Genomic DNA, 22,669 nt, shown 5'->3' on the forward strand with positions numbered 1-22,669 from the left:
TAAGAAAGAGTCGTTCCACCAAATATACAAGGAGCAACATTATCGGGATGCCCTTCGATACTTGAAGCTATATTAAACACATCATCAATATCCACTTTTATATTCAGTGATTTATAAGCCATTATAATACCTGCAACAACACATGTTGCACTGCTTCCGAGACCTCTTGTTGAAGGAACTGAACTGAAAACATCCACTTTTACTCCAACCGGTTTTTTATCCAAAAAATCACAAGTAGTAAGCATGCTTTTAAGTATCAAATTATTTGTAGCATTTATATTTTCCTCTTTTCCGTCAAATATAAATTTATCGCATTTCTCTACTTTAAAAGTATTGTATAAAGTTACGGCAAGCCCAAAAGTATCAAAACCGCAACATAAATTTGCACTTGTGGCGGGAGCTTTTATTTCAAACATTATTTCTTACCTTCTATATATTTTATTATGGATTTTCTCATATCTTCTTTTGTAATTACCTCTTCTTCCCTTCTGTCAAAATGTTCTATGTCATTTACGGGATTAGGTATTTTTACATCTGTTTTTTCATTAAGCTTATACATATATTCAACATCATCATTCGCTTTCACTTCTCCGTCAAAAATCGAATGATATACATCTTTCGAAAATTTATAAGGAGAGGCAGTGGATAATAAAACAGAGTAGGTGTCATCTTCTTTTGTATCTTTATAAACTTTATAACCTGCCGCAGTATGAGTATCCATTAAATATCCGTCATTTTCATAAACATACTTAATAGCTTCTCTTATCTCATCTTCTGTGGCATATCCGCCTATAAAGTTATCTGCGTTTTCCATATATTCTTTATCTACAGTATATTTACCGTCTTTGCTTAATTTTCCCATAAGTTCCGATACTTTTTTGTCATTACCGTTATACATATGGTAAATAAGTCTTTCAAGATTAGAAGAAATTAAAATATCCATTGACGGAGAGATAGTCTTTTTAAACTCTCTGTTCTTATCATAAATACCGCTTTTAAAGAAGTCAAACAATACATTGTTATCATTTGATGCACATATTAATTTATTTACAGGAAGACCTGTTAAATAAGCGTAATACCCTGCAAGTATATTACCGAAATTCCCCGTAGGAACTATAAAGTTTACTTTATCGCCTTCTTTTATCTTCTTATTCTCTATCAATCTGGCATAAGCATGATAATAATAAACAACTTGAGGAAGAAGTCTTCCAATATTTATTGAATTTGCCGAAGATAATTTCACACCGTATTTTTTTAATTCTTCACAAAATTCCGTATCATTGAATATTTCTTTAACACCGTTTTGGGTATCGTCAAAATTCCCCTTAACGGCATAACTTTTAACATTATTTCCTTTTTGAGTTAACATTTGGAGAAGCTGTAATCTGGATACGCCTTTATAAGGATAATAAACAATGACATCTATTCCTTCAACGTCATGAAAACCCTCAAGAGCCGCTTTTCCGGTGTCACCGCTTGTTGCGGTAAGAATGAGAACATTATCCTTATCTTTTTCATTCTCTTTTGCACAATTTAACAGTAAAGGTAAAATCGATAAAGCGCAATCTTTAAAAGCTATAGTATTTCCTGTAAACAACTCTAAAACAGAAAGATTTTTTTCCACTTCAACCACATTGAAAATATCCTTTGTTTCAAAATTATTGAGGCTGTATGCCGTATCCACACAATAATCTATTTGTTCTTCAGAAAAATCAAGAAAGGCTCCCAATATTTTTTTTGCTATGTAATTATAGGATTTTCCTATAAACTCTTTATAATCAAATTTCACGTCTTTCAAAAATTCCGGAACAAATAATCCTCCGTCATCACTCAAGCCCTTTATAATAGCCTGTGAAGGTGTCAATTTATTGTCTATGTTCCTGGTACTGTTAAATAATTTCTCCATATCAAATCTCCTATTTTAAATCTAATTTCAAATCACCGGGTTTAATTATGTTTTTCTTTCTGAAAATTTCACTTATTATTAATGTTATAAACGCCGGCAATATAAAATGCATCAATATCATCATTGCAAATATACCGCTGCTGCTGCCCATGGATTCAATCATACCAAACTGCCCCACAAGACCGCTTGTCCCCATTCCAGAGCCGTAAGCAGTATTTGTCATCTTAAAAACCACTGTGGATAATGGACCTAAAATGGCACTAGTAATTATAGGCGGTAAAAATAATACAGGTTTTCTTATAATATTCCCTATTTGAAGCATACTGGTTCCAAGTCCTTGAGATATTAATCCTTCCAATTTATTCTCTCTAAAACTCATAACGGCAAATCCTATCATCTGAGATGCACATCCTACGCAAGCAGCACCGGCTGCCAACCCTGAAAGATTCAACATAATTCCAAGTGCGGCAGAGCTTATAGGAAGTGTAAGTATAATGCCCATAATAACACTTACTAAAATCCCCATAACAAAAGGTTCCTGCTCGCAAGCTTTCATTATTATATCACCAAGCAAAAGCATAAAATTCTTCATGACAGGACCGACATAAAATCCTACCAATCCGGCTGCAATTACCGTAACGATAGGTGTTATGATAATATCCAAACTTGTCTTTTTTGAAACAAGCATCCCTATTACAGAACCGCTTATACCACATAGCAGTGCACTTATAGGATCTCCGCCGATAAGTCCGGCACCTGCACATGCAAATATAACAAGAGGATCTGCCTTTAGTCCATAAGAAACACTGACAGCTATAACAGGAGCAGTCATCGTTTTAAGTGCAGGATATAACGTATCCGTAAGAAAACTTATATGAAAAACCACACCGATTTGGTTTAATATACTTCCTATGATAAGAGTTGAAAACAACCCCAAAGCCATGCTCGAAAGAGTATCAACAAAATACGTTTTAAAAAAATTCTTCAAAATATTCTCCTAATTTTCCTTTTCCAATTCCTTCAATTCATCGCTTATAGGATCTTCTTCTTTATGCTTTTGATGATTTGGACAACTTTTATTTTGACATGTATCTTTATTACCACAATGTTTTTTCTTCTTTTTGATAACTTTTACCTCATCGCTGGTAAATTCTTTAAATGCTATATCACCGTCATTTTCCAATTTAACCAAAAATGTTTCTTTAAGAACATTCAATCTTTCCACAACGCCAATACCGTCAGGTGTTTTTACCCTGTCTGAAACCTTTGGAAGCCTTGATAAAGCATCTTCATAACAATTATGTTCATATTGAAGACAGCAAAGCAACCTTCCGCATATGCCGGAAATTTTTGATGGATTCAAAGACAACCCCTGTTCCTTAGCCATTTTGATAGAAACAGGCTCAAATTCTCCAAGCCATTTATTGCAACACAAATCACATCCGCAAGGTCCCATTCCACCTAATATTTTTGACTCGTCCCTTACACCGATTTGCCTTAATTCTATCCTTATTCTGAATATTGAAGCAAGATTTTTAACAAGCTCTCTGAAATCTATTCTTCCGTCAGCGGTAAAATAGAAAATAACTTTCTGAGCATTAAAAGTATATTCGGCTCTTATAAGCTTCATATCAAGTCCTTGTTTAGCAATTTCTTTTTTACATACTTTTAATGCCTTTTCGGCTTTTAAAAGATTTTCCTCATGAATCTTTGTATCCTTGGATGTTGCCTTTCTTATTACAGGCTTTATAGGTTTTGTAACTTCCTCTTCCTCAACATATTTTACCCTTCCGGCAACAGTCCCGTATTCGAGTCCTCTCGCCGTCTCGACAATAACATTGTCACCCAATTTTAAGTATATATTTGTAGGATCAAAATAATATATTTTACCCGCAGGTTTAAATCTAACACCTACTACTTTTTGCATTATATATCCTTTCCGATATATATAAAGAAATTCAAAAACGCCAACGAAGCATTTACATTATAATTAATCATTTCATTTATATATAACATTTTGTCTATTAATTTTTGTAATTTGTATTTACCGACAAGTTTGTTAACCTCTATCATATAATTTTTGTAATATTCATCAATATCATTAAAAACTGTATCCAAATTACTTTCTTTATATATTAACACATCCGACAAAAATTTCATTATAAAAACGGCATAATTTTTTACTTTATTTTTATCAGCGGATAATTTTTTGCTTATATGAACATTGTTTAATTCGTTTCCCGAAAAAACCGAAAGTAAATTTTCCAAAATATATTTTTTTTCTTCAACTGAAACAGAAGAAGATACTTTATCGTCCCAAACTTTAATTTCGGTACATCTAGAAAGTATAGTCGGCAACATTAAATCTTTACTGGAAGCAGTAAGGATCATTACAGTATCTTCAACAGGTTCTTCCAATGTTTTCAAAAAAGCATTAGCAGCTTCAACAGTCATTGTATCAGCATCATGAAGCACAAATATATTATATTTGTACTCTCTGCTTGAGAGTCCCGCTTTATACTGCATATCACGTATCTGTTTTATTTTAAGGCTCGTCCCATCCTTTTGTATATGCATCACATCTATATTATTATTTGTGTTTATTTTTATGCACTCTTCACACTCATCACAATAAAATTTGTCATTTTTGCAATACAGTGTTTTTAAAAATTCCACTACGGTTTTGTCTAACACATCATCTTTCGCACCATAAAACAAATACGCATGAGATAACATATCTTTTTCTATATGATTGATTAAAATATCTTTTTCGGTTTTAAGTAAATTGTCAAACATAATTAATACTTTTCAAATTGAGCAACATCCAGTATAAACACCGTCGCTCCTCCAACCTCAACGCTTGCTGTATATGCAGTAAGCGGACTTTCCATAAATGAAGCATCAACAGGAGTTGAAACAACCTGCTCCCTTTTCTTGCATATTTTCTTCATTAACTCAAGTGCTCTTTCAACCTTTTCGTCTTCTGTACCTATCATAAGGGTTACATTTTTTATTTTCAAAAATCCGCCAATGGTATTTAATTTGGTAACCTGATACCCTTCATCAGTAAGAGCATCCGATAAAATAAAGGCATCTTCGTTTTGAACAATAGCAATAATTAATTTCATTTTACACCTCCGAGTGTATTTTTTATTTCCATGTATAGAACATCATTTATCTCCTCTATACTTTTTAAACTACCGTTACGAACACATTCAATTTTTTCAAATCCGTATTTATCCACTAAGAAATTAACATTTTCATACGCAGACATTAAATATTTAAAATTACTTTCGTGTATATCTTTTTTACTGTCATTTGTAAATTTGTTACATCTCTTTTCAATGAGCTTCTCTGATACCGAAGGATTTATATCCAAAAAGAATACTCTATTGGGTTTTGGTATTTTAAAAATATTATATTCAAAATCCAAAAGCCAATCAAAAAATTCTTCTTTTCTTTTCATATCCTTTATCTTACATCCTTGATGAACCATGTTGGAAGTAACATATCTATCTGCTATTATTATACCACCATTGTTATAAAACTCTTCATATTCTTTTTTAAACGTGGCATATCTGTCAACAGCATAAAAGGTTGACGCTACTTTAGGATCTATATCCTCGGCATCATTACCGAAATCTCCGTTTAAATACATTTTAACCAATGCGGAAGATTCACTTTTGTAATTCGGATAACTCGCTCTTATAACATTGTATCCGTCAGCTCTCAATCTTTTTGCAAGAAGTTCACTTTGCGTTTGCTTACCGCTTCCGTCCAGCCCTTCTATAACAAATAATTTCCCTCTGCTCATCATTTCTCCTTAACAATATCAACAAATCCTTCATTTAAACCTAATACAATTTGTTTGTTTTTTATCTTATTTAAATATTCGTATATATTCTTATTTATAACTTCTCCCGGAGTAACAAGTGGATATCCGGGTGGATAAGGAACAATAAAACCATAACTGGTTTTTCCTATAGACTCCTTCAACAAGACACTCTCTCTTTGAAAATCAAGAGTATTTCTCATACTGTATTTTATTTCAGGATTACTTTCACTTCCAAATACAATCTCTTCTTTTTTATCCAGTGAAATCTTTCTCTTTTGTATATCCAAAAGTGCATCCTGAAGTAACTTTACATCTTCATGATTACTTTTTAATCCCAAATAACAAAGAGTATACAGACTCGTTGAACACTCTGTAAATATATTATAATCTTTTTCCAGTAATTTTTCCAACGTATATCCGTCAATATCACTGTTTATTGTATTGATACATATTTTTGTATAATCATGGCAGTCAGAATCAAACTCCTCCAAAATAAAATCCGTATTTCCTTCAATGATTTCTTTTGTTTCAAAATACCATGTTTTTATATTGTCTAATATTTCTTCACCATTTTCCGCCGAAAAATGCACCGCTTCTTCCACGGATTGTAAAAATAGATATGACGGCGATGTTGAAGTCATCATTTTAAAATACACTTCGAATTTTTTCAAATCTATCAAATCACTGTTAATATGAATCAACGAAGTTTGAGTCAGTCCCGTCAAAGTTTTATGCATCGATGTAATAACAATGTCTGACTTAGAATCCATTGCACAACATGGATACTCTCTATTAAACAGAAAATGCGCCCCATGTGCTTCATCCACAATAATTATAATATCATTATTTATTCTTTTTATCCTTTCGCAAAGATTTTTAATATCTATGCTATATCCGAAATATGTCGGGTAGGTGATTACAATTGCTTTCGCATCTTTATTTTTTTTAACTGCTTCAACATATTCATCTTCTTTAATGCCACGAACAATATCAGAGGGGTATATATATATAGGCTGTCCGTCAGCCAAGCTTATACCATAATAATTGGCTATATGACTGTTTCTTGGAAGTATGACTTTATCCTTACTCTTCAAAGAGTATAAAAGAGAAATCTCCAAACCTCCCGTACTTCCATTTACGCAAATGAAAGACTTTTTGCTTTTAAAAATCTCTTTAATATACTGATTTAACGATAAAATCACATCTTTCGGTGACAATAAATTGTCACTATAAGATGATAATTCGGTTATATCCTTATAATAATAATCATTCTCACCCGCACTTCTTCCTTTATGTCCCGGCATATGAAGTCTTACAGGATTTTTTTCAACGTAGCGAGATATATTTTCATTCAATATTTTTTTCATGTCCATACTCCTTAATATTTCATACACCAAAATCATTAATGAATTGATTATAACACAAAAAATATTCTAATAAATAAATATAACATTAAAAATTTAATTAAATATATAATTATTCATAATTAAATGATATAATATCATATAGTATGAAATAATATAAATAAGGAGGTATATCATGGCTGATAAAAATATTGTAATTATAACAAAAGACAACTTTGAAAATGAAGTTTTAAATAGCGAAAAACCCGTAATGGTTGATTTTTGGGCAAACTGGTGCGGACCTTGTAAAGGACTTGCTCCTACTATAGACGAAATTGCAAAAGAATATTCTGATAAAATAAAAGTTTGCAAACTTGATGTTGACGAAAACGGAGAACTTTCTATGCAGTTCAGAGTTATGAGTATCCCTACGGTGATATTCTTTAAAAACGGAGAACAAGTGGCAAGAGAAGTGGGGGCATACCCAAAAGAAAGATATATTGAAATAATAGAATCACTTTAAAAACATTTAATCAAAAACGTTATAATTATATTTTCAAATAAAAAAAGAAGCTTTGCTTCTTTTTTTATTATAATACTTTATTTAAAAAGTCTTTTGTTCTTTGATTTTTAGGATTTCCTATTACTTCTGAAGGTGGTCCTTGCTCTATAATAATCCCTTCGTCCATAAATATAACTCTGTCTGCAACCTCTCTTGCAAATCCGATTTCATGAGTAACAATAACCATTGTCATCCCCTGTGCGGCAAGCTCTTTCATAACATTTAAAACTTCCCCTACCATTTCCGGATCAAGAGCTGAGGTTGGTTCGTCAAACATCATAATATCCGGCTCCATCGCAAGCGCTCTTGCTATAGCAACCCTTTGCTGTTGTCCACCCGATAATTTCTTAGGATAAACATCAGCTTTTTCTTTAAGTCCGACTCTATCCAAAAGCTCTATAGCTTTTTTCTCAGCCTCTTCTGGAGTTTTCAGTTTCAAATCTACAGGCGCAAGCATGATATTTTTCTTAACTGTCAAATGAGGGAATAAATTAAACTGTTGGAAAACCATTCCGATATTTTCTCTCATCTTATTAATATCATTCTTCTTATCGGTTATCAATTGATCATCAATTTCAATCTCGCCTCGGCTTGGAGTTTCAAGTAAGTTTAAACAACGTAAAAACGTACTTTTACCAGAACCTGAAGGACCGATAATACAAACAACTTCGCCTTCTGTAATTTCAAGATCAATACCTTTTAATACTTCTAACTTTTTAAAAGATTTATGTAAATCCGTTACTCTTAATTTACTCATTACTTATTCTCCTTTCAACATAATTAGAAAGTGAAGAAAGTATAGTAATAGCAATTAAATACATAATTCCTACAATCGTCCAAGTAGCAAAAGAATTCATTGTTCTTCCTATATAGATATTGGCTTGATATACTACCTCACCTAAACTGATAACAGAAATGATAGATGTATCCTTTAACGTAATAATAAACTGATTTACAAGTGAAGGAATACAAATTTTTAACGCCTGAGGCAATATAACCTTAATCATAGCCCTGTTCTTTGGAAGCCCTAAACTTCTGGCAGCTTCCATTTGACCTTTATCAACAGCCTGTATACCACCTCTGAATATTTCAGACATATAAGCACCTGCATTAAGAGACAAAGTTATAACTCCGGCAGAGAAAGCAGTAAGTCTGAAATCAATGCCAAATGATTGAATCAATTGCGGTATACTAAAATATACAAAGAAACATTGTACCAAAAGCGGAGTACCTCTAATTAACCATAAATAAAATTTAGATATAGCTTTAAAAGGTTTAAAACTTGATATCCCCATCACACAAGAGATAAGTCCTAGGAAAAATGCTATTAATAAAGATATGATAGTTATTTCTATTGTCATTGCAAACCCTTCAAAAAGTAATGGGGCTGCGTCAGTAAAAACCTCTAATAAATTCATTAAATCACTCCAAATAAATATTTAATAACTATTTGCTTGCAATATATTTATCTAATATTTTTTGATATTCACCGCTAGCTTTTATATTTTTAAGTCCTTCATCAAACATTTTTATAAGTTCTGAATTCTTTCCTTTAAGAACAGCAAAACCGTAAGAAGAACCTTTTTCCATATCAGTTACCATTTTAAGTCCGTTACCTTGGCTGATACCATAACCCATTACAGGGTAATCTTCGAAACATGCCACAGTATTTCCTGTTTTTACATCTTCATACATTTTTGGAGAATCTTCAAAATATTTTAATTCAAATCCATATTTGTCTTTTATAGATTCTGCAAAAGTAGCACCTTCTGTACCTGTTTTTACAGCTACACTCTTACCTTGCAAATCTTCGTACCCTTTAATTGTACTGTCATCTGCTTTTATTGCCATAACAACGCCTGAATCATAATAAGCTTGCGAAAAATCATATTTTTCTTTTCTTTCGTCAGTTATGCTCATACCTGCGATAACAGCGTCTGCCTGACCTGATTCCAAAGCTGCAACAGCTGCTTTAAAACCTAAAGACTGAAGTTCATAGTCAAACCCTTGATCTTTTGCGATTGCAGATAAGATATCAACATCAATACCAGTAAAGTTATCTTCTTCATCAGTAAACTCAAATGGTGCAAATGCAGTATCTGTCGCAATAATATATGTCTTTTCTCCACTACCTGCGTCATCCTTTGCTCCGCAGCCTGCAAACCCCAAAACGAGTCCCAATGCCAACACACACGCTAAAATTCTTTTTCCTTTTTTCATCTTCGTCCTCCTCTTATATACGAAATACTAATTCTATTATATCTTATTAAGGATAAATTACCAATACTTTTATGAAATAAAGTGAAATTTTTATTTTCTCTTATAAAATTAAATAAAAATGAATTTAAATATAAAAATAATTTTAATAATTAAGTTTACCCTTTATATAATCTTTTCCAAAGCTTATGCTTTTGTTTATTGTCTCTTTTAAATCCTCTATAGAATCAAAAGCTCTTTCTTCTCTTTCAAATTCAAGAAATTCTATCTTTATACTTTTGCCGTAAATATCTTTATCAAAATCGAAAATATTTGTTTCTATTTTCATTTCCTCATTAAAGGTTGGATTGATTCCTACATTGCTTATTCCGTAATGAACATTACCGTCAACTGTAACTCTTGTTACATACACCCCTCTTTTAGGCATGATTTTCATTGCGTCGGGAATTATATTAGCAGTTGGTATCCCTATTTTTTTACCTAAATGTTTGCCATGAGAAACCTTACCTTCCACGCTGTAGGCTCTTCCTAAAAACTCATTTGCCTTTTTTATATTGCCGTCGCTTATAAATCTTCTTATTGCAGTGCTGCATACACGTTCATTCCCGATTTTATATTCTTCGACAACCTTTAAATCAAAATCTTTTTCCTTTGATATTTCTTTTAGCATGTCCGCATTTCCCATACCGTTTTTGCCAAAATGATAATTAAATCCGACTTTCATTTTCTTCATATTGACATTGTCAATTACCATATTAATAAACTCTCTGTCAGTAAGATTCATAAAATCAAAATCAAAATGAATTATAAATAAATAATCGACATTCAACTTTTCCAGATACGAAATTTTTTCGTCAAGAGTCATCAATCTTTTAGGAGCCTTGCTTTTGTCAATCAAATCAAGAGGGTGCCTATCAAAGGTTACCACACCATTTTTTAAAGTTTTATTTTCTTCTTCAATTATTTTTCTATGTCCGAGATGTATACCGTCAAAATAACCGAAAGCTAAAGATAGTTCTTCGTTTTTATCCGCTTCTCCAAAAGAATGTATTATTTTCATTACTTATTCTATTCTCCGTATAAAATCTTTACCGGCCTTATCAATACACCGTCTTCTTCTACTCTTTTGCCTATACCGATAAACTTATCATCTAAATAAAGCCTAAGCAAAGTATTTTCTTCAACACCATTTATATCCGTAAGGATATTTTTCTTTATAAGTGCATTTCCGTTAAGTATTATTTTACTGCTTAAAGGGTTTACATCAACCCTAAATAAATCTTTTAAAAAGAAGTCATCATTATGCAAAATTTCGCCAATCTTATTTTCTTTGACTTTTTTCTCAACTTCGGCAATTGTAAAACTGTCATTTATATTCAAAACACCGTTTCTTGTTCTGACAAGGGAACTCATTACTGCCCCGGTATTAAGTCTTCTTCCTATGTCGTTTATAAGACTTCTTACATAGGTTCCTTTTGAACATGAAATCTTTATTTCAGCTGAATAAGGAATATTACATCTTAAAATTTCTATATCATTTATATAGACTTTTCTCGAAGGAATATCTACTTCTTTCCCTTCTAAAGCATATTTATAAAGAGGTTTTCCGTCAACCTTAATGGCAGAATATATAGGGGGCTTTTGAATTATTTCACCTTTGAAAGAATTGATAACATCTTTGAATTCATTATATGAAAAATCCTCAATACCCACATCTTCCATCTCTGTCCATATATCATAGCTGTCACTTGTTTTACCAAAGACCATTGTTGCAACATATTCTTTATCAAAGCCTGTTATATAATTTGACAACTTTGTACTCCGGCCGACAAGAACTCCCATTACCCCCGTTGCCATAGGATCCAATGTTCCGCTATGTCCTACTTTTTTTGTACCGAGTATCTTTCGCAGTTTAAAACAAACATCGTGACTTGTCATATTCTGCTCTTTGTTTATACATATAACTCCGTTTATCAACTTAATCCCCTAAATCAATATCTTTTATTACGGTAAGAATTTCGTTTTTACTTCCTTTAAAAGTAAATCCCGCTGCTTTTTTGTGACCGCCGCCACCGTATAATCTTGCTATTTCTGAAACATCAACATCAGATCCGCCGCTTCTCAAAGAAACTTTATAGCTTTCTTCATCGGCTCTTTTTACAAGAGCTGCAATATTGCACCCTTTTATATATCTTATCGCATCAATAAGTCCGTCTGTATCGGTAGAAGAATTGATTGATTCATCATCAAGCACCATAACCAGTATCCTATTATCTTTAAAAGCATAAATATTTTCCAAGGATTTTCTGCGTATCATAAGACTCTTTATATCTTTAAGTTTTACCATCTCGTTGATTTTACCTTGATTTACGCCCGCCTTCAACAGTTTACTGGCAATAATATGAGTTGTCGGAGTTGTATTTGAATAAGCAAAATTGCCTGTATCAGTTGATATTGCAACATAAATCAGACTGGCAATGTCCAAAGGAATTGTACCAAGTAATCTTGAACTTATAGCGAATACCAACTCCCCTGTTGCCGATGCTTTTTCACTCACCAAATTTATGTCTGCGTATCGTTCATTTGTCACATGATGATCAACAAGAATAATTTTATTGCACAAATTTCTTAAATTGCTTCCGAATAAATAATCTTCACTGCTACAATCCATGCAAAGACAAATATCATAGTTAGCTTTTAAATTATCCAACTCTTCAATATCCTTTTCAAGAATCATATCTTCCAGATTCACCGGAATTGGGGTTTGGGCATAAAGATCAACATCTTTGCCGATAAGTTCCAAAGTCTTTTTCATCGCTAAAGATGAACCCAATGCATCACCATCAGGATTTTCATGAGTTATTATCAAAAATGTATCATTATTTTCTAATATTTCAATAAATTTATCTATCGTCTTCATGGTCCTTTATTTCAAGATTAGCTAAAACTTCATCAATATGCATTGCATAATCCAAAGATTCATCTAATTCAAATATGAGTTCCGGAGTATTCTTGGTATTTAAAACTTTTGCTATAGACTTTCTCAAATACCCTTTTGCTTTATCCAAAACTCCTATGATTTCCTCTTTCTTATTATTTTCCCCCATAACGCTTACATATACTTTTGCATATTTAAGGTCAGGTGTTGCTTTTACCCTCACTACACTTATTATAGCTTCTTTAATCCTAGGATCCTGTAGTTCCAGCTCTATCAAAAGTGACAACTCATTTTTGATAAGCTCGTTTACTCTTTCAAGTCTATACCCCATATAAATTACTCTCTTTCAATCTCTTCCATTTTAAATGTTTCGAAAGTATCCCCTACTTTTATATCATTAAAGTTCTCAACTCCGATACCACATTCATATCCAGCCTGAACTTCTTTTGCGTCGTCTTTAAATCTTTTTAACGATGCTATTTCACTTTCAAAAATAACCACACCGTCTCTGATAACTCTGATTTGATCATTTCTGTTTATAGTACCTTCGGTTACATAAGATCCCGCAACCAAACCTACATTAGGAACTTTAAATGTTTCCCTTACTTCCGCAGTACCAACAACAACCTCTTTAAATTCAGGATCAAGAAGTCCTTTAAGAGCTTTTTCTATCTCTTCCATAACATGATAGATTACATTGTAACTTCTTATTTCCACTTCTTCTTTTACAGCTGCGGCTTTTGCATTAGCTTCCGGTCTTACATTAAATGCTATTATAAGAGCATTTGAAGCAGCTGCCAATGTAACGTCACTTTCGGTTATAGCGCCTACTCCGCCATGAATAACACTGACTTTCACACCGTCTTCATTTTCATTCAATTTTTCAAGAGACTGAGTTAAAGCTTCCAGCGAACCTCTAACATCGGCTTTAACAATTAATTTAAGCTCTTTAAGTTCTCCTTCGCTTATTTGATTGAATAAATCATCAAGACTTACCGGACCGCTCTTTCTAAGAGCATTTTCTTTCATTACTGCTTTTCGTCTTTCGGCATATTTTCTGCCTTCTCTTTCATTCTCTGCAACAAAGAATTTTTCTCCGGCAGCGGGAACTTCACTAAACCCTAAAATCTCAATTGCAGTTGAAGGTCCTGCAGTTTTGATTTTATTGCCCTTATCGTCCATCATGGCTCTTACTTTACCATATACATCATTACATACAACAGTATCACCGTCGTTAAGAACACCGGATTTTACAAGTAATGTTGCAACAGTACCCTTTTGTTTATCAAGTCTCGCTTCAATAACGGTACCAACTGCTTTTTTACTTGGATGAGCTTTTAAGTCTTCAACTTCGGCAACCAAAAGTATCATTTCAAGTAAATCTTCAATACCTTGTCTTTGTTTTGCCGAGATTTTAACACATATAGTGTCACCACCCCAGTCTTCACTTACAAGCCCGTATTCCGTCAACTCCTGCATTACTCTGTCAGGGTTTGCCCCGGGTTTATCTATTTTGTTTATTGCAACAATTATAGGCACCTTTGCATCTTTTGCATGGTTTATGGCTTCAACTGTCTGAGGCATTACCCCATCATCTGCCGCTACAACCAAAACCGCAATATCCGTAACAGAAGCACCTCTTGAACGCATTGCCGTAAAGGCTTCATGTCCAGGAGTATCTATAAATGTAATTTTTTCGTTATTAATATTTATCGTATATGCCCCTATATGCTGCGTAATTCCACCTGCTTCTCCGGCAATTACATTTGTATCTCTTATTGCATCAAGAAGCGATGTTTTACCATGGTCAACATGTCCCATAACAGTAATTATAGGAGGTCTCTTAACCAATTCGTCTTCATTTTTGTAATGAGAATCAAATAAATCGTCTATAGCCTTATTTTCATCTTCCAAAACACATGTTATGTTGAACTCCTCACATACTATAGATGCAGTATCAAAATCAATAGACTGATTTAAATTTGCCATTACTCCATAACCCATAAGAACTTTAATAACCTCGGTAGAAGCTTTATTTATCTTTGAAGCAAGTTCTCCGACTGTTATTCCTTCAGGAATGGTAATTTCACTTACAACAGAATTTTCAAGTTGTCTTTCTTCTCTTTCCAACTTATTTTTTTTCTTATATCTTGATTTTGAACCCTTTGATTTTTTTGAATTATCTATAAACTTAGGAACAACTTCTTTTTTATTGTCCTTTTTATTTTTATTCTTTTTGTTAGCATTTTGTGGTCTTTCAGATTTATGATTTTTATTGTCAGTTTTTTTCTTTTTGAACTTTTCACCTTTTATATGATTATCGTTACTGTCTTCCACAGCATCGTAATTATAATGCTTATTTCCCTTATTGGGTTTATTTTTATTTGTCTTTTTATCTTCATTATAAATAACAACAACTTCAGGTTCTTCCTTTTCCTCTTTTACAAATACCGGTTTTATTGTCTCTTTTTTCTTTTTAACTTGTTTGTTGTTTGTATTCTTAACTTTCTCTGCCGGCTTTGATGCCGCCTTTTCTTCTTTTTTAACTTCCGTTTTAACTTCTTTTTTACTGTTTAAGTAATCTTCTTTATTAAAATTGTTTCTGAAATACTTTTCCTGCTGAGCAGTAACGGCACTCATATGATTTTTAACAGGTATGCCCATACCTTTCATTATCTCAGCAAACTCTTTGCTTGGGAAGCCATATTCTTTGGCCATATCATAAACTCTCATATAGTTTTGAACCCTCCCCTTTATTTATTTTCTATATAATGTTTTATCTCTTCTTTTACATCCGACATATTCTCTTTTGTCGTATTAACATTAAGTGCATAAGATATAATTTTTACATTATCCAATTTATCAATGCAACTTTTATCGGTGCATACATAAGCACCTCTTCCGTTCATTTTTCCTGTCTTATCAAAAAGAACTTGACTGTTCTCTTTATCTCTTACTATTCTTATCAAATCTTTTTTAGGAAATTTATTTTTACATACAATGCATGTTCTAAGCGGTGTATTTTTCATATTGCCACCCCTTTATATGACTATTCTTCAATTAAATCAGAAGATACGATCTCTGCATCTTGATTTAACTGCTCGTCCGCATCATTGCTCATATCGAACTGACTTTTGCTTTTTATGTCGATTTTCCATCCGGTAAGTCTTGCCGCAAGCCTTACATTTTGACCGTCTTTACCTATAGCAAGAGACAGCTGTGTATCATCAACAACAACCATCGCTACATTTTTACCGTCAGCTTCTTCAGTTTGAAGTATATCTACTTTTAAAACCTCAGCAGGCGCAAGAGCATTTTTGATGTATTCAACAGGATCTTCACTCCATTTGATTACATCGATTTTTTCATCTCCTATTTCATTTAAAACATTTTGGATTCTAAACCCTTTTGGACCTATACATGTACCTACAGGATCAATTTGTTCGTCTGAAGTATAAACGGCAAGCTTGCTTCTGCTTCCGGCCTCTCTTGAAATTGATTTTATTTCGACTATACCGTCCGCTATTTCCGCAACCTCTTCTTCGAATAATCTTCTAACAAGTCCCGGATGAGTCCTAGATAAAATAATCTGAGGTCCTCTAGGAGTAATTATTACATCAGAAACATACACTTTAAGTCTCATACCCGGATGATAATGTTCGGCTTTAACTTGATTTTGACTATTCATTATACCTTCTGCCTTACCCAAATCGATATGGATAATTCTGTTTTGCTCTATAACAGGTTCTCCGTGTATCATCTTCTTGATGTCTTTATATTCTTCTCTTTGAATTACCCCTGTAACCATTTCATCTTTCTTTTTCATAAATGTATCACTGATTATATTTCTTTCAGACTCTTTAAGCTTCTGAATAATCAGTTGTTTTGCATTTTGTGTCGCAATTCTTCCAAATCCTTTTGGATCTATATGCGTTACTACATTTCCCCCAAGAATAGCATTTTTATCCAAAACCAAGGCTTCATGAAGAGAAATTTCCTTATCTTCATCTTCAACCTCTTCCACAATTTCCTTTGAATAAAATGCATCTATCGCTCCTGATACTCTGTTTATATTAACAACCAAATCAACATTGGTTCTGGTATCTTTTTTATATGCCGCAACCAATGCCTGTTCAACCGCAACTATAATTTCTTCTTTATCAATACCCTTTGATTTATTAATCTCATCTAATGCTTCTATGAAATCTTTTAAAGAATTATCGACTACCGTTTTTTTCTTTCTTGCCATTTTTACAAAAACTCCTTACTTAAAATTTAAAATCAAAACTCAAATTCACTTTACTTACGGCATCATGAGGAATAACCAAATGTTCGCCTTCAACCAAAACATGAATGTTATTGTCCTTATAGCCTTCCAAAATACCCGTAAATTTCTTTCTTTTGTCAATCGGCTTAAATAATGCAACGTCAACCTTGCTTCCTGTAAATTTCACAAAGTCTTTTTCCTTCTTTATAACTCTGTTAACTCCGGGAGAAGAAACTTCCAAAATATATTCCTCTTCGATAAAATCCTCTTCGTCCAACAATTTTGAAAGAAGTCTCGTTACATTGCTTATATCGTCAAGATTCACTTTACCTTCGATTCTCTCAATATAAAGTCTTAAAACCTTGTTATTTCCTTCTTTTTTAAACTCAATATCCACAAGTTCACATTCGTTCTGCCTTAAAATATCCTCGCTTAAGGCCTCTACTCTATCGGTAACTTTCAAAAAAAGCCCTCCTAATTCTATCAATATAAAACAATGAGTGGACATAAGCCCACTCATCTAGCATGCTATATTATACACCCAATGTAATAAAAATGCAATAAAAATACCATATTTTATCTCAAAACTTCTATAACTAGAAAATAAATAATAAAAAAATAAATAATAAAAATACAAAACAATTCAAATCCGATTAATAAAACACAAATATATGACTATCCCAATACTTTAACATAAAATTTTCTACGCCTTGGTCCATCAAATTCAGTAAAATATATACCCTGCCAAGTACCAAGCAAAAGATTGCCATCTTCTACAATAACGGTTTCGCTGTTTCCGACGAGACTTGTTTTTATATGGGCACTGCTGTTACCCTCATAATGTTTAAACTCTTCCATGTCCGGAAATATTTTATCAAAAGCATAGATCATATCATCTACAACATCCGGATCTGCTGCTTCATTTATCGTTATTCCCCCTGTTGTATGAGGAGAATAAACAATACATATCCCATTTTTTACTCCGCTCTTCTTAACCGCTTCTTTTACACAGCCTGTAATGTTATGAAAATTTTCACTGTCAGTTCTTATATCAAATTCAAAAAACATAAATATCTCCTTATCATATTAATTTAAGTAAATACATATAAATTTATCATTTTATATACATATTAAAAGACCTGTATTTATAGGTCTCAATTTTAATTATCGGAAAAATTCGAAAAACCGTCATACTCTTCGTTAAAATCAAAATCGTAATGATTGTCAAAAATATTATTATGAGATAATGATGTAAAATAAAATGTACCCGCAAAAAGCAATGCCAAAAATATACTTATGACACAAACCCTTATTTTTTTACTGGTTGTTAATATAAATAATCCGATTACAACCAAAAATAAAGGCCAAATAAACTTTATTGTTCTGAAAAACCCATCAAAAGAGAGTATATAAATATTGAGCAAGTCCAAAATATATCCGACACCAATCAGTATTAAAAAAGCTCCTAATATAATTTTTAATTGCTTATTCATCTTTATTACCTTCTTCTCTCATCTTTATTATCTCGTCAACGGTAAACTCACCGTATTCTCCACTCCCTTTCCTCTTTTCCTCTGAAGAAATTTCTTCTTCAATTGCAACATCAATATCATCATCTCCAGTTGTTACAACTTCATTGTCTTTTAAATCAACATTGACATCTTCTTCATTTAAGGAAGTTTCCGTGCAGTCTTCTTTTACTGTATTTTCTTTTAAATCCTCTTCTCCCTGCTTTTCATCATCAGCCATATTTTTATTTTTATCAGAAGAAATAGGAGCAGCAGAAACAATCAAAAGGATTCCCGCAACAAGAAGACCGATAGGAACTATAAATCTGGATAAAAAATCAGGAAGAATTTTTCCTAAAAACAATATAGCACCTATAATAATAAGGAAAACCCCTAAATTCTTCTGCTTTCTGCTTTCTCCTTTTTCATTGTTAATATTCATGCTGTTCATGTCATAAGAAGAATATGCATTCTTATTGTATCCGTACTTATCATTCATTGTATATGAAATAATGGGTTCATAAGGAATCAAAAAACAAAGCAAAATATATATAAAAACCAAAACTCCGCTGGTTGCAAAAGACAATAAAATCGCAGCAAGCCTTATAATAGTGGAATCTATCTCAAAATATTCACCTATACCTCCGCACACCCCGCCTATATATTTATCATCTCTGCTTTTATAAAGTTTCTTTTCACTCATAATATCCTCCGAATTATATACTTTAAAATCATAATATATATACAATATAAATTTGCAATTAATCTAACATTAAAAACGGATTAAAAAGATTTTTCCAAAAAATTTCCTTAAGTTGATTTTATCACAGAAACAATATATAATCTAATTAATTTGAAGTTCAAAAGGAAATAATATAATGAACAAACAAGAACAAATTTTAAACGAATTTTTAGTAGAAATATTCAATGAAATTTTGAAAGTTGAAGAAAACGCTTTAAAAAAAGGAAAATTCCAAAATCTTTCAATCAGAGAAATGCATGTGATAGAAGCTGTTGTAAAGAACGAAAAATCAAATACAAACACTTCTTCAAATATTGCAAAAAGCCTAAACATTACCCCCGGAACTTTAACGACCGGAGTAAATGCTTTAGAAAAAAAAGGATATCTTAAAAGACAAAGGGATCACGAAGATAAAAGAGTGATAAATATTTACTCTACAAACCTTGGAAAAGAAGTGGAAGAAAACCATACAAAATTCCATGAAAACATGGTTAAAGAAATGCTCAACTTCTTTCCTCAAGGAAAACGGGATATTTTAATAGAAGCGGTTGTGGAACTTGAAAAGTTCTTTAAAAGCAAAAAGAAAGCAGGTAAATAAAATGGTAAAAATTATTGTAGACAGCACTTGTGATTTAAACGAAGATCTAATAAAAAAATTTGATGTGGAAGTCATTCCCTTAAGCGTAAGATTCGGAAATGAAGAATTCCTTGATGGTGTAACCATAAAGAATGAAGAATTCTATGAAAAACTAATGCTATGCGGGGATAGCCTTCCGACAACATCACAGCCAAACCCCAATAAGTTCAAAGATGTTTTTAAAAAATATATCGATAAAGGCGATGAAATAGTGGCTATCTTAATTTCTTCAAAATTAAGTGGAACCCTTCAATCCGCCCATATTGCAAAAGAAGAAGTTTCAAAAGATCATATACACATTGTAGACTCAAAAATTGCCAGCTTCGGAACATATTTACTTATAAACGAAGCCGTAAAAATGAGAGATGAGGGAAAAACTGCCAGCGAAATCGCAATAAAACTCGAACATATGATAAAAAACATAAGATTACTTGTGTGCGTAAATACTTTAAAGTATTTAATGTACGGAGGAAGAATATCAAAAACAACAGCAGTTGTCGGTGGAATGCTCAATATAAATCCGATTTTACAGGTTGTAGACGGCGAAATCGTACAAGCTGGTAAAGTCAGAGGGAAAAAACTTTCCTACAAATTTATACTTGAAAATATAAAAGACGATATTGATTTTTCATATCCTGTGGCTTTCGGACACGCCCATGCTCATAAAGCAATAGAGAATTTTAAAGATTTTATGTTCAGCCATTTGGATATACAAGAAAGCGAAACGATTTCAATAGGTCCTACGGTAGGAACCTATTCCGGTCCGGGAGCTATAGGAATAGCATACATAAAAAAAGAAACAATATAAAAAATTCTTCTGATAACAAATAAGAAACAGTATTGTTAAATAAATCCATTTTATTAACTCTGTATCTAAAATCTATCAAAAGGAAGTATAGAAATGTTTGAGAGAAATAATCAAGAACACTTTCCTTCAAAAGAAGATATAAGAAAGTATATAGATAATCCGATATGGAATGATTTTTGCGAATATATAAAAAAATCTACAATATAGAACCCACATATGAATTCAGCAAGTGCACTTTTGAGTTTGGATGGAACGTTAAATTCAGAAAAAACAATAAATCATTATGTGTAGTATATCCGAAAGAAAATTATTTTACGGTTATGATAGTTATAGGACAAAAAGAAAAAGAAGATTTTAACATTGAGTTACCTGATTTTGATTGTGAAATTCAAAAAATATACAGCGAAACAAAAGAAGGAAACGGACAAAAATGGCTTACGATAAACATAACGGAGAATAATAAAATATATGAAGATATAAAAGCGATTTTAAAAATAAAATATGCAAATTTCAAGAAAAAAGCATACAATAAATAAAATATAAACTTAGAGGGAAAATGAGAAAAACAGTTTTATTTATATCAATGAGCATAGATGGATACATCGCCGACAAAAACGGTGACGTTGACTGGCTTGAGGGGCAAGAAGAAAAAGAATCAAATCTTGACAGTTATAATGATTTTATAAAAAATACGGATACTATCATTATGGGATGGAATACTTATCATCAAATCATAACAAAACTGTCAAAAGATAATTGGATATATGAGCAGCAGACCTGCTACGTTGTTACCCATAGAGAAAAAAAATCAACAAACAACATTATATTTACAGATAAAAAACCTTCTGAGATAGTAAAAACACTGAAAAAGAAACAAGGTAAAAATATTTGGATTTGCGGAGGGGCAAATACAGTCAATCAACTTATTAAAGATAACTTAATTGACGAGTATTATATCTCAGTTATTCCAACAATTTTGGGGGAGGGTATTCCTTTATTCCAAAAAAATAGAGAATTAAAACTAAAACTCATAGGTACAAAAACTTATAACGGTATTACAGATTTAATATATATTCCAAGATAACACAAAACAGCCGATAAAATTCAGGCTGTTTTTTTATTAAATTAAAATAACCGATAAACAAAAAAATCAATAATTAATAAAATATCTTATCTTCACAAGCAAACGGATATTTACATATTATAAAGAGAAATAATATTCCCGAAACGGAGGAAAAACAATGAATGTAAAAATATATTCAAAATCAAAAGACGGAAACAAGTCGGTACCGGGAGCACCTCATTTTAAAATAAGAGAATTTGCCTGTCACGACGGAACAGATAAAATATATATAGATATAGACCATGCAAAAAAGCTTGAAAAAATAAGGCTTCATTTTAATAAATCCATACACATAAATTCAGGATACAGAACTGTTTCTTATAACAAAAAAATAGGTGGAGCAAGTGAAAGCTATCATACAAAGGGAAGGGCCTTTGATATTTTCATACAGGGAATAAACGTAAAAACAATAGCAAAATATGCGGAATCGATAGGAATCAAAGGAATAGGATGCTACCCAAACGCAAATTTTGTTCATATAGACAGTAGAGGAAATAAGTTTTATTATTACTATTCAAATTCATATCGCTCCGTAAAAACTTTCGGAGGAAATCCTGCATACTACCCAATCATATCCAGAGGAAGCAGAGGAAATTACGTAAAAAAAGCACAAAACAGACTCATTAAAAAAGGATACAAAATAGCTTCTGACGGAATTTTCGGAACGGCAACATATAATGCAACCAAAAATTTCCAGAAAAAATCAAATCTGACTGCAGACGGAATTATAGGAAAGGCAACATGGAAAAAACTTTACAAATAAAAAAGAACATCTTAAATGAT

The 22,669-nt window shown here is 32.1% G+C and carries 27 protein-coding genes and 1 pseudogene; 6 read left to right on the forward strand and 22 right to left on the reverse strand.

The window, feature by feature from the left end:
* The 8 genes and pseudogenes from QZ357_RS01360 to QZ357_RS01395 form a co-directional block, all read right to left on the reverse strand.
* Positions 1-416 (reverse strand): annotated as a pseudogene (locus QZ357_RS01360) (homoserine kinase); the annotation flags it as partial.
* Positions 416-1,906 carry a threonine synthase gene (gene thrC, locus QZ357_RS01365; RefSeq protein WP_290770981.1) on the reverse strand — a complete coding sequence of 497 codons (1,491 nt, stop codon included), beginning with the start codon at positions 1,904-1,906 and terminating at the stop codon, positions 416-418. The pseudogene QZ357_RS01360 and the gene thrC, both read right to left, overlap by 1 nt.
* A gap of 10 nt (positions 1,907-1,916) precedes the next feature.
* On the reverse strand, positions 1,917-2,894 hold the full coding sequence (locus QZ357_RS01370) for a PTS transporter subunit IIC (protein ID WP_290770983.1): 978 nt from the start codon (positions 2,892-2,894) through the stop codon (positions 1,917-1,919).
* A 9-nt stretch (positions 2,895-2,903) separates the two neighbouring features.
* Positions 2,904-3,833 carry a stage 0 sporulation family protein gene (locus QZ357_RS01375; protein WP_290770985.1) on the reverse strand — a complete coding sequence of 310 codons (930 nt, stop codon included), beginning with the start codon at positions 3,831-3,833 and terminating at the stop codon, positions 2,904-2,906.
* The gene (locus QZ357_RS01380; RefSeq protein WP_290770987.1) at positions 3,833-4,702 is read right to left on the reverse strand and encodes a hypothetical protein; all 870 of its coding nucleotides are present in this window, start codon (positions 4,700-4,702) and stop codon (positions 3,833-3,835) included. The genes QZ357_RS01375 and QZ357_RS01380 overlap by 1 nt, the downstream gene beginning before the upstream one ends.
* A gap of 2 nt (positions 4,703-4,704) precedes the next feature.
* Complete coding sequence (locus QZ357_RS01385) at positions 4,705-5,034, reverse strand: cyclic-di-AMP receptor (protein ID WP_290770989.1); 330 nt, start codon at positions 5,032-5,034, stop codon at positions 4,705-4,707.
* Positions 5,031-5,720: a deoxynucleoside kinase gene (locus QZ357_RS01390; protein WP_290770991.1), complete on the reverse strand. Its 690-nt coding sequence runs from the start codon at positions 5,718-5,720 to the stop codon at positions 5,031-5,033. The genes QZ357_RS01385 and QZ357_RS01390 overlap by 4 nt, the downstream gene beginning before the upstream one ends.
* Complete coding sequence (locus QZ357_RS01395) at positions 5,720-7,108, reverse strand: aminotransferase class I/II-fold pyridoxal phosphate-dependent enzyme (RefSeq protein ID WP_290770993.1); 1,389 nt, start codon at positions 7,106-7,108, stop codon at positions 5,720-5,722. Before QZ357_RS01395 ends, QZ357_RS01390 begins: the two co-directional genes overlap by 1 nt.
* 172 nt (positions 7,109-7,280) lie before the next feature.
* On the opposite strand from QZ357_RS01395, the gene trxA reads away from it, so the two are divergent.
* Positions 7,281-7,607, forward strand: a complete 327-nt coding sequence (gene trxA, locus QZ357_RS01400) for a thioredoxin (protein WP_290770995.1) — start codon at positions 7,281-7,283, stop codon at positions 7,605-7,607.
* Positions 7,608-7,674: 67 nt separating this feature from the next.
* On the opposite strand, the gene QZ357_RS01405 is transcribed toward trxA, so the two are convergent.
* The 14 genes from QZ357_RS01405 to QZ357_RS01470 all read right to left on the reverse strand — a co-directional run bounded on the left by QZ357_RS01405 (position 7,675) and on the right by QZ357_RS01470 (position 19,279).
* Positions 7,675-8,403 carry an amino acid ABC transporter ATP-binding protein gene (locus tag QZ357_RS01405; RefSeq protein WP_290770997.1) on the reverse strand — a complete coding sequence of 243 codons (729 nt, stop codon included), beginning with the start codon at positions 8,401-8,403 and terminating at the stop codon, positions 7,675-7,677.
* The gene (locus QZ357_RS01410) at positions 8,396-9,064 is read right to left on the reverse strand and encodes an amino acid ABC transporter permease (protein ID WP_290770999.1); all 669 of its coding nucleotides are present in this window, start codon (positions 9,062-9,064) and stop codon (positions 8,396-8,398) included. Before QZ357_RS01410 ends, QZ357_RS01405 begins: the two co-directional genes overlap by 8 nt.
* 28 nt (positions 9,065-9,092) lie before the next feature.
* Complete coding sequence (locus QZ357_RS01415; RefSeq protein WP_290771001.1) at positions 9,093-9,866, reverse strand: transporter substrate-binding domain-containing protein; 774 nt, start codon at positions 9,864-9,866, stop codon at positions 9,093-9,095.
* Positions 9,867-10,008: 142 nt separating this feature from the next.
* Complete coding sequence (locus QZ357_RS01420; RefSeq protein WP_290771003.1) at positions 10,009-10,923, reverse strand: bifunctional riboflavin kinase/FAD synthetase; 915 nt, start codon at positions 10,921-10,923, stop codon at positions 10,009-10,011.
* 8 nt (positions 10,924-10,931) lie between these two features.
* Positions 10,932-11,840: a tRNA pseudouridine(55) synthase TruB gene (gene truB / locus QZ357_RS01425; RefSeq protein ID WP_290771005.1), complete on the reverse strand. Its 909-nt coding sequence runs from the start codon at positions 11,838-11,840 to the stop codon at positions 10,932-10,934.
* Position 11,841: 1 nt separating this feature from the next.
* The gene (locus QZ357_RS01430; protein WP_290771007.1) at positions 11,842-12,783 is read right to left on the reverse strand and encodes a DHH family phosphoesterase; all 942 of its coding nucleotides are present in this window, start codon (positions 12,781-12,783) and stop codon (positions 11,842-11,844) included.
* Positions 12,767-13,132, reverse strand: a complete 366-nt coding sequence (rbfA, locus tag QZ357_RS01435) for a 30S ribosome-binding factor RbfA (RefSeq protein WP_290771009.1) — start codon at positions 13,130-13,132, stop codon at positions 12,767-12,769. The genes QZ357_RS01430 and rbfA overlap by 17 nt, the downstream gene beginning before the upstream one ends.
* A gap of 5 nt (positions 13,133-13,137) precedes the next feature.
* The gene (gene infB, locus QZ357_RS01440) at positions 13,138-15,534 is read right to left on the reverse strand and encodes a translation initiation factor IF-2 (protein ID WP_290771011.1); all 2,397 of its coding nucleotides are present in this window, start codon (positions 15,532-15,534) and stop codon (positions 13,138-13,140) included.
* Positions 15,535-15,554: 20 nt separating this feature from the next.
* Complete coding sequence (locus QZ357_RS01445; protein WP_290771013.1) at positions 15,555-15,830, reverse strand: YlxR family protein; 276 nt, start codon at positions 15,828-15,830, stop codon at positions 15,555-15,557.
* A 20-nt stretch (positions 15,831-15,850) separates the two neighbouring features.
* Complete coding sequence (nusA, locus tag QZ357_RS01450; RefSeq protein ID WP_290771015.1) at positions 15,851-17,050, reverse strand: transcription termination factor NusA; 1,200 nt, start codon at positions 17,048-17,050, stop codon at positions 15,851-15,853.
* Between the two features lie 19 nt (positions 17,051-17,069).
* The gene (rimP, locus tag QZ357_RS01455) at positions 17,070-17,531 is read right to left on the reverse strand and encodes a ribosome maturation factor RimP (protein WP_290771018.1); all 462 of its coding nucleotides are present in this window, start codon (positions 17,529-17,531) and stop codon (positions 17,070-17,072) included.
* 212 nt (positions 17,532-17,743) lie between these two features.
* Entirely contained in the window at positions 17,744-18,136 is a 393-nt protein-coding gene (locus tag QZ357_RS01460) for a secondary thiamine-phosphate synthase enzyme YjbQ (protein ID WP_290771020.1), read from the reverse strand.
* 92 nt (positions 18,137-18,228) lie between these two features.
* The gene (locus tag QZ357_RS01465) at positions 18,229-18,561 is read right to left on the reverse strand and encodes a hypothetical protein (protein WP_290771022.1); all 333 of its coding nucleotides are present in this window, start codon (positions 18,559-18,561) and stop codon (positions 18,229-18,231) included.
* The gene (locus QZ357_RS01470) at positions 18,554-19,279 is read right to left on the reverse strand and encodes a PspC domain-containing protein (RefSeq protein ID WP_290771024.1); all 726 of its coding nucleotides are present in this window, start codon (positions 19,277-19,279) and stop codon (positions 18,554-18,556) included. The genes QZ357_RS01465 and QZ357_RS01470 overlap by 8 nt, the downstream gene beginning before the upstream one ends.
* Positions 19,280-19,454: 175 nt before the next feature.
* Between QZ357_RS01470 and QZ357_RS01475 the strand changes: the two genes are divergently transcribed.
* The 5 genes from QZ357_RS01475 to QZ357_RS01495 all read left to right on the forward strand — a co-directional run bounded on the left by QZ357_RS01475 (position 19,455) and on the right by QZ357_RS01495 (position 22,649).
* On the forward strand, positions 19,455-19,916 hold the full coding sequence (locus QZ357_RS01475) for a MarR family transcriptional regulator (RefSeq protein WP_290771026.1): 462 nt from the start codon (positions 19,455-19,457) through the stop codon (positions 19,914-19,916).
* Between the two features lies 1 nt (position 19,917).
* Complete coding sequence (locus QZ357_RS01480) at positions 19,918-20,763, forward strand: DegV family protein (protein ID WP_290771028.1); 846 nt, start codon at positions 19,918-19,920, stop codon at positions 20,761-20,763.
* Between the two features lie 176 nt (positions 20,764-20,939).
* Positions 20,940-21,299 carry a DUF3788 family protein gene (locus QZ357_RS01485; protein WP_290771030.1) on the forward strand — a complete coding sequence of 120 codons (360 nt, stop codon included), beginning with the start codon at positions 20,940-20,942 and terminating at the stop codon, positions 21,297-21,299.
* Positions 21,300-21,319: 20 nt separating this feature from the next.
* Positions 21,320-21,847: a dihydrofolate reductase family protein gene (locus QZ357_RS01490; RefSeq protein ID WP_290771032.1), complete on the forward strand. Its 528-nt coding sequence runs from the start codon at positions 21,320-21,322 to the stop codon at positions 21,845-21,847.
* A 157-nt stretch (positions 21,848-22,004) separates the two neighbouring features.
* Positions 22,005-22,649, forward strand: a complete 645-nt coding sequence (locus tag QZ357_RS01495; protein ID WP_290771034.1) for a D-Ala-D-Ala carboxypeptidase family metallohydrolase — start codon at positions 22,005-22,007, stop codon at positions 22,647-22,649.
* The last annotated feature ends 20 nt before the right edge of the window (positions 22,650-22,669 follow it).

This window comes from Anaerofustis sp., assembly GCF_019420015.1.
Lineage (GTDB): Bacteria > Bacillota > Clostridia > Eubacteriales > Anaerofustaceae > Anaerofustis.